This window comes from uncultured Ruminococcus sp., from assembly GCF_937915125.1.
Classification (GTDB): domain Bacteria; phylum Bacillota; class Clostridia; order Oscillospirales; family Ruminococcaceae; genus Ruminococcus_C.
Window position 1 is genome coordinate 29,990 of record NZ_CALDMP010000042.1, and the last position, 11,555, is coordinate 41,544.

Here is an 11,555-nt window from a genome sequence, read left to right on the forward strand (position 1 = left end):
AATCCTCTTCTTTCATGAATTTTGTTTCCAAATAGAAATGGTATTTTCCGGACTTTCGCACTGCATCCACTCCGACATCACGCAGCATCCAGCAGCGCCTGCCTGACATACTGCGCCCTGCTTGTCTGCCGTAATTCCGCCGATGGCATAGACTGGAATGGTCACACTCTGGCAGATATCTCGGAGAAATGTCAGCCCTCTGGGCGGCAGGTCAGGTTTGCAGGCGGTGGGGAAGATATGCCCGGCAATGAGCCAGTCTGCCCCATGTGCTTGGGCTTGTACCGCTTCTTCCCGGCTGTGCACCGATGCACCAACTGCCAGCAGCTGTTCCCGGATAGTACAGGGCAGTTCCAACAGCGTTCGCACTGGCAATTGCACAGGCAGATGTAGCTGTATCGCCGTGTGCACAAAGGTGTTCAGGAGAAGTGTTGTCCCATATTTTTCACAGATTTTCAGGCAGCAGATCGCCATATCAGCATATTCTGGCTCGGACAAATCCTTTTCCCGGAGCAGAACAGCATCTGCGCCGGCAGCTGCGATTTGGTCAAGCCGCTGGAAAAAATCATCCCGACAGAGACGTCGGTTTGTCACACAGATCAGCATAGTGTATTTGTGTTGATGTAGTCGGTGTAGACCGGCTGCATTCCCTGGGCAAGAATGGCGTCGTGAATCTCTGCCAGCGTGCGTGGGTCTGAAATCTCAAACTGGGCGTCACCCTTTTGTTCTCCCTGGTCATTATGACCGCCGATTCCCACATTGACGCCGGCGGAAATCTTCGTGGCAGCAAGTGGCAGCACATGGTCACGAAATCCGGCACGCTCCCGGGTGGAAATGGTAAAGCTGGCAAAGGGCAGGAAAATCCGGCACGCCAACATCATTTGCAGTAACTGGGTCTCGTGTACATCATGGGGATTGGTCTCCTCATGGTTCTTGTAGGGACGGAGCCGTGGGAATGACAGTGCAATTTCAGCATGGGGATATTTTTTTTGCAGCATTGCTGCATGGACACCAGCAGCAAACATATCTCTTCGAAAATCTGCAAGCCCCAGCAGAACGCCAAAGCCTACACCACGCATACCGCCCATCAGTGCACGCTCCTGTGCAGAGACACGGTACGGAAAACAGCGTTTTGCACCGGCAAGGTGCATTTCCCCATAGCGTTCCAGATCATATGTCTCCTGGAACACTGTTACAAAATCGGCACCAGCCTGACGGAGCATGTCGTATTCATCCGCATTCATGGGATAGACTTCCAGCCCAATGGTGGAAAAGTATTTTTTGGCAATTCTGACGGCTTCTGCAATATACTCCGGACCAGAAACGCTGCGGCTTTCTCCAGTCAGAAGCAATACTTCACGCATACCGGTTTTGGCAATTGCCTGCATTTCAGCTTCAATTTCTTCCGCATTCAGCTTGCAGCGCGCAATGGGATTTTTGCAGTTGAAGCCGCAGTAAACGCACTGGTTTTCACAGTAGTTGGAAATATACAGGGGTGTGAACAGGAGTACATTGTTGCCGAAGTGCTTTTCCCGTTCCGACTTGGCACGCTGTGCCATTTGTTCCAGAAGGGGCTCTGCCGCAGGGGAGAGCAGTGCCGCAAAATCCTCGAAGGAAAGGGCATCCTTGCGGAGTGCAGTCTGGACATCCTTGGCGGTATAGGATTCCGGCTGGTATTGCTCTCGAGCCTGGATGACCCGATCAAAAATATCTGATTCAATCTGCTGCATACCCGGCTGAAATTCCATGGGGTCATAGATTTTTCGCATGTAAACAGCTCCTTTCTCAGTCCTGCAAAAAACCGGTCAGGGGGCTGGATGCCTCAGCGCCGGAATCCAGCACACGTCCCAGCTTTGCCAGATAGGCTGCTCGTCCGGCTTCAATGGCAAGCTTGAAAGCGTGTGCCATCATAGGACAGTTGTCTGCCGTTGCCACAGCAGTATTTGCCATTACCGCAGCAGCACCCATTTCCATGGCTTCACATGCCTGAGAGGGCGCACCGATGCCAGCATCTACAATAATGGGCAGGTCGATTTCGTCAATGAGAATCTGGATGAAATCCTTGGTGCGCAGACCCTTGTTGCTGCCGATGGGCGCACCAAGTGGCATAATGGCAGCTGCACCTGCGTCAGCAAGGCGACGTGCAGCGATCAAGTCCGGGTACATATAAGGTAGCACATGGAAGCCCTCCTTTGCAAGAATTTCCGTGGCACGGATGGTCTCCGCATTGTCCGGCAGGAGGTATTTTGCATCGGGAATGACTTCGATCTTGACAAAGTCACCGCAGCCCAGTTCTCGGGACAGCCGTGCGATACGGACAGCCTCTTCAGCATTTCTGGCGCCGGAAGTATTGGGCAGCAGCGTCAGATGCTCCGGGAGAAAGTCCAGAATATTCTCCGGGCTGTCGGCATTGGCACGCCGCAGGGCAATGGTGGCAATTTCGCTGCCGCCGTACTCCATAACATCCCGGATGAGCTGGAGAGAAAACTTCCCGGAGCCGAGAATAAACCGGGAATGAAATTCTTTTCCGCCGAGAATCAGCGGATCATTTTGTATTGTTTGCATAAGAATCACCTTTCGTTATATCATTTGTCGCAGTATAATCGAAATCCGGCTTGCCAAACATAAAGTGCAGCAAAACCTGATTTGCAAGAAGCGGTACACATTTTTTCTGGCTCTTAGCCCCCTCCCATAAATGCGACCACCTCAATGACATCGCTGTCGCTGAGCTGTACTGTTCCATAATCTGCTTTGGGAACGATTTCACCGTTTCGCTCCACTGCGATCCGCTGTATCTGATATCCCTGTTCCTGTAAAAATTCCAGCAGCGTCCGGGGTTTATCCAGGGAGAGTTCTTTTCCGTTCACGTGCATCATACATCCTCCTTTGAAGTGTTAATAAACGGCGAGAAATGTCGTCAAATTGTCGTCAAATTCCATCGCCGGATCCAAAAAAACGACGCATTTTCAGCATATAGACAGAAAATGGGCTGCACCCGTGGTGGTGCACCCCATTTTCTTACGCTTTTTCAGTTCATTATTATTATACCACAGTTAAGTGCGGTTGTCAAGAAAAAAATTTGTTTCTGGAGGGATTATCGCTCAATTACGCCCAATCCCGGTAAGAAATCCACGATTGGCAATTCAAGCTTCTCTGCCATCTTGCGGCAAGCATTGACATACTCCGCATTGGACAGCCGATCCGGCGTGTGAGCATCGCAGCCGATAATCACAGAATTCCCAGCTTTCTTGGCAATTTTTAGGAATCGCTCCGAGGTGTAGTGCCGGTTTTCTACCACACCCAACAGGTTGATCTCCACGGGAATGTCATGAGCTTTCAGATACTGGCATAGCCGGAGAAAATATTCCTCGTATACTTCGTCTGGTCCCGTGAAGTGGAATAAATCAGGATGCGCCACATAAGCATATTTTCCCGTTTCCATACCGGAAATGACCGTGTCAACATATTTTTTCAGTTCCGCCTTGGAATTCGTGGGAAATCCTGTATACGGCGCAGTCATTTCGTTCGCTGTGAAATGCTGCCCCAGGATCATATAGTCAACGGGATAACCCTCCAGAAGCTTTTCCTGATCCTCCATCAGTTCCGGGATATACTCCGCCTCGAATCCAGCATAAATGGTGATATCCCTTGCATATTCCCGTTTCAGATCTTCCAAAGAATAAAAGTAATCATCCAGCTGTTCCGGGAACATACGGGTGCGGGAAACATAACCCTCCGGAAATACCCAGGGGCAGTGATCCGAAAACCCCAGCACTTTCATGCCGGCAGCAATTGCCTGTTCCACATATTCTTTATCCTCGCCCCATGCATGCTGGCATCGGGCAGTGTGCGTGTGATAATTTGCGATCATATCAATGGTTCCTCACTGTTCTTCTGTAGAATTCGCCTTATCAGCATCGTCTGCGCAAACCGTTTCCACTACAGTAGCAGAGGATTTTGGTACGGAGATCCGTGCGAGCACTTCGTTGACCATACGCAGAACACCGCTGATGATCATCAGAATGCCGATGATGTTCCAGCCGGCATTCTGGTTCACAAACAGCACATAGATGAGAATGAACACGCCCAGCAGGCAGTTTGTGATGGCAAAGATTATGGGAATGAGAATGTTAGAATTTTCTTTTCGGAAAGTCATGGTGTTCACTGCACCGGAAATGCCGCTTGCCAGAACACAGATGCCGATAAGTACAGGGATCAAAGTGTTCACCGTAAAGGGAACGATGATGAGGACGGCGCCGATTACCATAAGTACGACACCGGTCACCAGATACTGCGTCTGCACCTCAAACTTGCGGCGAGATGCATAAATGACCACTTCAATGAGACCGATAAGTGCGATCAGTATGCCGAAGGACAAGAAAATCTTGTTGAACAGATTTTCGTTGACAAGCAGCAGGATACCCATGCCAATAAGACAGAGGGGCAGAACAAAGGGGAGCAGTATATAAAGGGTGCGCTTGGATGATTTGGATTTCAGGGATTTTGATTTCATAATAGACTCCTTTCGCATCAGAACAGATGCAGTATATATTTCATGCAGATCCGTTTCAGCGGATCGCAGGATGCATAAATGGATTGTGCCAGCGCCTGGACAGATGTTACTGCTTCTGTCTGTGCAGATTTTTCCGGGTATTTTCGCCCCAGATCCATTGCCAGCGCCATAGGAATAATTTGAGCGGCAGCCTCAGACGGCAGATGTTTTTTCTCCAGATGCCCCACGGCTTCTTCGCAGAAGTCCATGAGCAGCTGCCCGTTATACCGCAGTCCGCTCCACCGCAGCAAATGGAAAAGATACCGGTATGCTGTCAGGACCGCTTGTCGAGGATGCAGGGAATCCAGCATAATCCGATTTCGCCGCCGAATATGCCATAGCCGCAGAAGCACAATAGCACCGATCAGAATTCCAACAATCAGAATGCCCAGCAGTATTCGCATCAGCCATGGGGGAAATATGCTGTGCGCAGCTTCCGGCGGCAGGGAATTGTTGCTCTCGGAATTCTCTGCACCGTCTGGCATCGTTGCTGCGCTGCTGCCGGAAATCGTTTCTGCCGCTTTTGTTGTGGATGTCAGCGATGCCTGACTGGCTATTGTCGCTGCGCTTTCTGCTGTAGCAGTTGTGGTTTTTGGATCAGACGGCTCAGTCGATTGCGCCGAAGCGTTTGTGCCGTAATAGCCCGGCGTCATTTCAAAGGGCATCCATCCGTATCCGTCAATGTAAAACTCACACCAGGCATGAGCCTGTCGGTCTGTCAATGTTATAGTGTATCCATCATCGCTGACCTCAGCACTTTTCAGCATATCATTTCCTACAAGATAGCCCTCACAATATCGTGCCGGAATGCCCAGATACCGCGCCAGAATCGTTCCGGCAGAAGCATAGTGCATGCAATAGCCCTTGTGGTTTTCCATGAGAAAAAAGCTAATGAAATCTCGCGTGCTGGGCGTTTTGCCGGGGGCAGTGGTGTATTCCGTACGCTCCGCCATCCATGCCCGGATCTCACAGAGTGCCTCATACTGTTCCTCCGCCGTTTCCGGATGTTTTTCTGTGAGAGATGCCGGAAGTGCTTCATAAACATCGTCCAGTGCCCCTTCATCAGGCAGTTTTTTGTAAGCATCCTTTGCATAATCACGGTATGCCAGGGATTCCAGAAGCATTGACGGAATCACTTTTCCCCGAATCTCCTCCGGAGAAACCGCCGCCTGGGATTCCTTGAAACGTGCGCTGATTTCTGTTCCAGTATCTGAAAATCCCAGGGTTTCCAGAAACGTTTGTATGGACGTATTCTCTCCGATATTTTTCATTTTCATCTGGTATTCCTGGAGATCGGCATCTGCCAGCGTGGCAATTACCCAGGTCTGTGGGTCGGAGACCGTCCAGGAATACATTTCCCGGTCATCAGGTCTTATGTCCCAATCATCGAAAAATGATACGTCGGAGGAAAAGGAGACATAGGGCTGATAATACCGAGAATCCCGTTTTTCCGGGGTAATTGTACAGGTGAATGTTCCTGTATCCGGCAGGAGAGAACGCTGGAACAAAAAGGAAAAATTCTGTGGAGCACAATCGTATTTCTCGATAATATCATACACCGTTTTCTCATGGGCAGCATTTGTATCCTTCGCAGGAGCTGTCCAGCTGTTGTCCTTGTATTCGCCGCCTGTATAACCTTTGAGATACATGGTGCTGTCCGGGAGCGTGTCAAAGGTCAGCGTCAGTTCCGGTTCATCCCGAAAATGCAGACTGGATTTTGTGCCCAATTTTGACACATGGGATGTATTCTTAAACCCCAGTGAAGCACCCAGCATCCGGAAACTTTCCGGGAGATTCTGAATATCGAAGTCGGAAAGACTGTGGCTCAGGTCATTTTTACGCTGTCTGTCTGCATCGGAGCGTGTGTATCCGCCCAGCGTTCCAAGCAGAACAACGGCAGTATACACCGCCAGCACAAACAATGCCGTGACAGAACCGCAAACGGCTGCCGTGTGCCTGGCAGCTTTCGGCTGTGCATTGCCGCACGGCATCGCCAGACACAGCGCCAACATACCGCACCAATACGCCAGAAGCGGTGCCATGACAATCGGTTTTACAGAAAGTCCCAGATACAACCCCGGCTCCAGGAGCAGGAATGTCACTCCAACGGTCAGTGTGAAATGCGGATGCTTTATGGTGAAAAAGGCAATGAAATATGCCAGCAGGACAGTAAAGCAGCAGACAACCAGTGTAACACAGGAAACAGGGTCATATACGGCGGAAACTGTGTAATAGGGAATGTCCGTGTGATGGGCATTACTGTAAATGGCATTGATGATGTATTGTATGCCGGCGGTGGTGTGACTGACACGCAGCACCAGCACAGCAAGCACCAGAAGCAAACAGATTCCGGAGATCCTGCCGCCGTATCTGGGCAGAAGCTGGGAGAACGTTCCGAGGAAAAAACCAGCTATGGCAATGATGCATACCATTCCGGTGCGGCATTCCGGCTGGTACAGGGAAAATAATACCGTCAAAGTGCCGGCGAATCCCAGCAGTGCCAACAGTAGCGTCAGCAGATTCCAGCCGTTTCGCCTGGGTCCGGACATGGCATACGCCGGGTCAGGCTGAATATGCAGAGAAATGGAAGTCGTTGTATGTATCATGGCACCGTCCTTTTTATGTGAGGGATTCTGTGAGAACATGGTATACGGTTTCCGCAGCACTTCGCGGCGAGATTGCCCATCCGCCGTTCCCGGCAGATGCCGCATCTGCCGTAAAGATCGTCATATTTTCCGGCGATGCAGTGATACTATCGGTGATGCAGAAAGGGACATGTTCCCCGGTTTGTTCCAGTGTGTTCCAGCAGGCGGAAGGGTTCGTTCCCGGCGCCGATACCAGCAGGGAACGGAGTATGGGTATCAGCTCTTCCGGTGCGGACAACACGTGATGTCGGTACTGATTTTCACAACAGATCAGCAGCGTCATAGAATCACCGCTGCTGCAAACCATCTCCACAAAGGCGGTCAGCGCTTCCAGCATGGCATCCAGCCTGTCCCCAGGCGCTGTCAGCTGCGGATGCAGAGCGTAGAGAAAGCCCAGAACCACTGGCGTTTTGATGGGAATGCCATATTCCCGGACGACCGGCTCTGGAAAACGGCTGCTGAGTTTCCAGTGGATCGCACGCATCCGGTCGCCGTTTCGGTAATTTCGCACGCCCATAAATTCTTCCGGTTCTGTGGTGGGCTGCATCTGCGCCGCCTGCCCCGGATTCCCCGAAAGAAGTATCTTTTCACCGTGGGGCGGTGGAACAAGGGGCAGAATCAGAAGGTCTTGTGACTGCACCGCAGTATTCCGGTAAGAAAACAGTTGCAGCAGATCAAATACACGAAATCCCCTCAACGTAAGGCAGATTTCTCCGCAGTGTTCTGGTATCACAGAGACCGTCAGCTGTGCTGTGCCTTTTGCCGGGACAGAAGTCTGGAATTCCCACGCCTCTCCGTCCCCAAGTACCATATTATCTCCCTGAAGTACCAGCTTCACTGTACCAATGGGCAGTCGGGTAGGATTTTTCAGAAGAATGGTACAGGCACAGACTTCGCCGGGATGTATGGGTGCAGAAGGGACTGTCAGCTGCACTGTCAGTTTCCGTCCTGTGAAAAGCGCCGCCGCAAAAAATCCCAGAGGAAGAAGCAGCATACTAATCAGCAGATAGACGGAAAATTCCGGGAGATAGAGCATGGAAAACAAATAGACAATGCCTGTCAGGAGCAGGTACAGCAGTTTTACATACCACATGGGCGTCACCGTCTGTCCGGCGCCGGAACAGGAACCCGGCGGATAATCTCTTCGAGAATTTGCTTCGGCGAGGCACCGCTTTTGACAATGAGACGATGTGCCAGCACGTCCTCGCAGAGGGGGACGATATCATCCGGCAGAAGATAATCTCTCCCACGGAGCATTGCCATGGCTTTTGCAGCCTGCACCAGCGCCAGAGTTCCCCGGGGACTGACGCCAAGCGTCACCTGGGGATGCTCTCTGGTGGCTTTGGAAATAGAAGCGGCATAATAATAGAGCCGATCGTCCACATAGATCGAAGCTGCCTCCTGCTGTAACAGCAGAAGCTGTTCCGCAGTGATCACCGGGCGGATCTGCTCCAGCGGATTCTGAACAGCTCTGCCCCGAAGAATGGCGACTTCCTCTTGTATCTGGGGATAACCCATTTGCAGCCGCATCAGAAAACGGTCCAGCTGAGATTCCGGCAGGGACTGCGTACCCACGCAGCCCAGCGGATTCTGAGTAGCAATGACCAGATGAGGTTTTGGCAGCGTGTAAGTTTTTCCCTCTACCGTCACATTGCCCTCTTCCATAGCCTCCAGAAGTGCTGCCTGAGTCTTGCTGGAAGTGCGGTTGATCTCGTCTGCAAGAAACAGGTGACAGAACAGTGCACCAGGCTGAAAAACAAACTTACCAGTATTCTTCTCATAGACAGAAAAGCCCGTCAGATCCGACGGCAGCACATCCGGTGTGAACTGCACACGCCGGCAGGAAAGTCCCAGCGCCCGGGAAAATGCCATGGCGAGAGTAGTTTTTCCCACACCTGGCATGTCCTCCATGAGAACATGTCCGCCGGCAAGAAATGCAATAAGTACTTTTGTCAGGATCAGATCTTTTCCCACTACCGCCTTGCGTACCTCGGCAAGAACGGCGGCAGGGAGTGTGTTGGGTTGTGTTGCAGCTGTTGGCATGAGAACCTCCTGATATGATACGCAATGGATAGGAACTTATTTTCTGTTTTACAGGTCGGAAACCCTGGCATTTACATTTTTTCATTATATCATTTTTTTCTCCGTTTGGCAAGTATATGGTATGACTTTTCTGCAAAATCCGCTCCATAATTTTTGTTTGCTTTCGGTTAAAATGGCGAAAAAAACAGAAAATCATAAAAAATCGGGGCGGCTTGTATTGACAAAGCCATAAAAAATGATATACTAAATAGGTACAGGTCTTTCAGCAGGCGGCAGTCTGTGCGGCTGAGGGACAATGCTTCTGACGGAAAGGAAAAAGAGAGCCATGAATATCTGGCATGATATCAACCCGAAGCGCATTACAGTGGATGAGTTCGTTGCAGTAATTGAGATCCCGAAAAACAGCAAGGTCAAGTATGAGCTGAACAAAGAGACCGGCATTCTGGAAATGGACCGCATTCTCTATACTTCAACTCACTATCCGGCAAATTACGGCTTTATTCCGAGAACCTTTGCTGATGACGGCGACCCGCTGGATGTGCTGGTGCTTTGTTCTCAGACAATTCATCCTATGACATTGGTTCGCTGTTATCCCATCGGTGTCATTCATATGATCGACAACGGTCAGCGTGATGACAAGATTGTTGCCATTCCTTGCAATGATCCGACCTATAACACGTATCATAACATTGATGATCTGCCCCGTCATATTTTCGAAGAGATCGTACACTTCTTCCAGGTGTACAAGGAACTGGAGCACAAGACCACAGCGGTAGATGAGGTCGAAGATGTTTACTCGGCAAAGGAAATCATTGCCGCGGATATCGAACATTATATCGACAAATTCTGCAAGGGATAATCTCACCGGGAACCGGACGAATTTGAGCCGGCACGGCGATTGAAATAGAAAGAGGTATTTGAGTTATGGTATCAGCATCAGACATTTTGTTCAACCACGGAAACAGTGTAGCCCCCCTGGGACTGATCGCAATGGACGGCGCAAAGGAACTGGGAAACAAAATCAATGATTATCTCGTTGAATGGGCACATAAAGGCGGTTATGATGTAGACACATTCCTGATCGAGTGTGAATGTCCTCGTTTTTCTTCCGGCGATGGAAAGGGACTGATCAAGTCCACCATCCGCGGCAAGGATCTGTTCATCATTGTGGACGTGGGCAATTATAACATTAAGTATCAGATGTTCGACCAGATGAATGCCATGTCCCCGGATGATCACTATCAGGATCTGAAGCGCATCATTCAGGCGACCAGCGGCAAGGCACACCGTATCAATGTGATCATGCCCATTCTCTACGGCGGCCGTCAGCATCGCCGGAACTACCGGGAATCTCTGGACTGTGCCTGTGCATTGCAGGAGCTGGCGCAGATGGGCGTTTCCAATATTCTGACAGTCGACGCACATGACCCCAGAGTGCATAATGCCATTCCGCTCATGGGCTTTGATAATATGATGCCGTCCTATCAGGTGCTGAAAACCATGTTCCAGACCGTGCCCCACCTGAAGACCACGCCGGACGAGTTTATGGTCATCAGTCCGGACGAGGGTGCACTGAACCGTAACATGTATTACGCTTCCATGCTGGGCGTACAGATGGGCATGTTTTATAAGCGCCGGGATTATTCCAAGATCATCAGCGGCCGCAACCCCATCGTGGCACATGAGTATCTGGGTAATTCTGTTGAGGGCAAGGATGTCTTTATTGCAGATGACATCATTTCTTCTGGTGAATCCATGCTGGATATTGCCTATGCACTGAAAGAGCGCAAGGCACGCCGGGTATTCTGCTATGCGACCTATGGTCTCTTTGTCAATGGGCTGGAGAAATTCGACAAGGCATATGAGGACGGCTATATCAATGCAGTATTCAGCACCAATCTGACATATCGCACTGAAGCGCTTCTGTCCCGGGAATGGTTCCACGAGGTGGACTGCTCGAAGTATATTTCCTACTTCATTGCCGCACTCAACCACGATGTTTCCATCGGCAATGTCATTGACCCCAATGCCAAGATCAAGGCGCTGCTGGAACGGAGAAATCAGGAGAATTCCTGATCGCATAAGGGATTTTCACAAAAAAATCGTTGACATTCCGCAAAGGATTTGTTATACTGAATCATATGAATATATTACGGCGATGAACGGAATAACTGTAGCTTCTGCTGTGCAGAGAGGACGTGTCTGGTGGAAACGTCTCAGCAGGGTACAGGTGCTCCCCGTGAGCCTTTCTGAGAAATCAGAACGCATGCACTGCGTTATGGTGCATCGAGGGAAATGCAATGCAATGCATTTCCGAA

At 50.4% G+C, this 11,555-nt stretch carries 11 protein-coding genes; 2 read left to right on the forward strand and 9 right to left on the reverse strand.

The annotated features are described in order from the left end of the window. Nucleotides 1-12 precede the first annotated feature (12 nt). From Q0418_RS04620 to Q0418_RS04660, 9 genes are all read right to left on the reverse strand, one after another. Entirely contained in the window at nucleotides 13-591 is a 579-nt protein-coding gene (locus Q0418_RS04620; RefSeq protein WP_298482690.1) for a thiamine phosphate synthase, read from the reverse strand. Nucleotides 592-596: 5 nt separating this feature from the next. Beyond that, nucleotides 597-1,766, reverse strand: coding sequence for a 2-iminoacetate synthase ThiH (gene thiH / locus Q0418_RS04625; RefSeq protein WP_298482692.1), 1,170 nt, complete (start codon nucleotides 1,764-1,766; stop codon nucleotides 597-599). 16 nt (nucleotides 1,767-1,782) lie between these two features. Next, nucleotides 1,783-2,562 (reverse strand): thiazole synthase, encoded by a 780-nt coding sequence (locus tag Q0418_RS04630; RefSeq protein WP_298482694.1) that lies wholly within the window; start codon nucleotides 2,560-2,562, stop codon nucleotides 1,783-1,785. Between the two features lie 113 nt (nucleotides 2,563-2,675). Next, nucleotides 2,676-2,873 carry a sulfur carrier protein ThiS gene (thiS, locus tag Q0418_RS04635; protein WP_298482696.1) on the reverse strand — a complete coding sequence of 66 codons (198 nt, stop codon included), beginning with the start codon at nucleotides 2,871-2,873 and terminating at the stop codon, nucleotides 2,676-2,678. Nucleotides 2,874-3,091: 218 nt separating this feature from the next. Next, complete coding sequence (locus tag Q0418_RS04640) at nucleotides 3,092-3,868, reverse strand: histidinol-phosphatase (protein ID WP_298482698.1); 777 nt, start codon at nucleotides 3,866-3,868, stop codon at nucleotides 3,092-3,094. Nucleotides 3,869-3,880: 12 nt separating this feature from the next. Continuing rightward, nucleotides 3,881-4,510, reverse strand: a complete 630-nt coding sequence (locus tag Q0418_RS04645; protein ID WP_298482700.1) for a DUF308 domain-containing protein — start codon at nucleotides 4,508-4,510, stop codon at nucleotides 3,881-3,883. 17 nt (nucleotides 4,511-4,527) lie between these two features. Then, nucleotides 4,528-7,155, reverse strand: coding sequence for a transglutaminase family protein (locus Q0418_RS04650; protein ID WP_298482702.1), 2,628 nt, complete (start codon nucleotides 7,153-7,155; stop codon nucleotides 4,528-4,530). Between the two features lie 13 nt (nucleotides 7,156-7,168). Next, nucleotides 7,169-8,287, reverse strand: coding sequence for a DUF58 domain-containing protein (locus tag Q0418_RS04655; RefSeq protein ID WP_298482704.1), 1,119 nt, complete (start codon nucleotides 8,285-8,287; stop codon nucleotides 7,169-7,171). A 5-nt stretch (nucleotides 8,288-8,292) separates the two neighbouring features. Beyond that, nucleotides 8,293-9,237: a MoxR family ATPase gene (locus Q0418_RS04660; RefSeq protein ID WP_298482706.1), complete on the reverse strand. Its 945-nt coding sequence runs from the start codon at nucleotides 9,235-9,237 to the stop codon at nucleotides 8,293-8,295. Nucleotides 9,238-9,562: 325 nt separating this feature from the next. On the opposite strand from Q0418_RS04660, the gene Q0418_RS04665 reads away from it, so the two are divergent. Further along, nucleotides 9,563-10,096, forward strand: coding sequence for an inorganic diphosphatase (locus Q0418_RS04665; RefSeq protein WP_298482708.1), 534 nt, complete (start codon nucleotides 9,563-9,565; stop codon nucleotides 10,094-10,096). 65 nt (nucleotides 10,097-10,161) lie between these two features. Then, complete coding sequence (locus Q0418_RS04670; protein ID WP_298482710.1) at nucleotides 10,162-11,313, forward strand: ribose-phosphate pyrophosphokinase; 1,152 nt, start codon at nucleotides 10,162-10,164, stop codon at nucleotides 11,311-11,313. The last annotated feature ends 242 nt before the right edge of the window (nucleotides 11,314-11,555 follow it).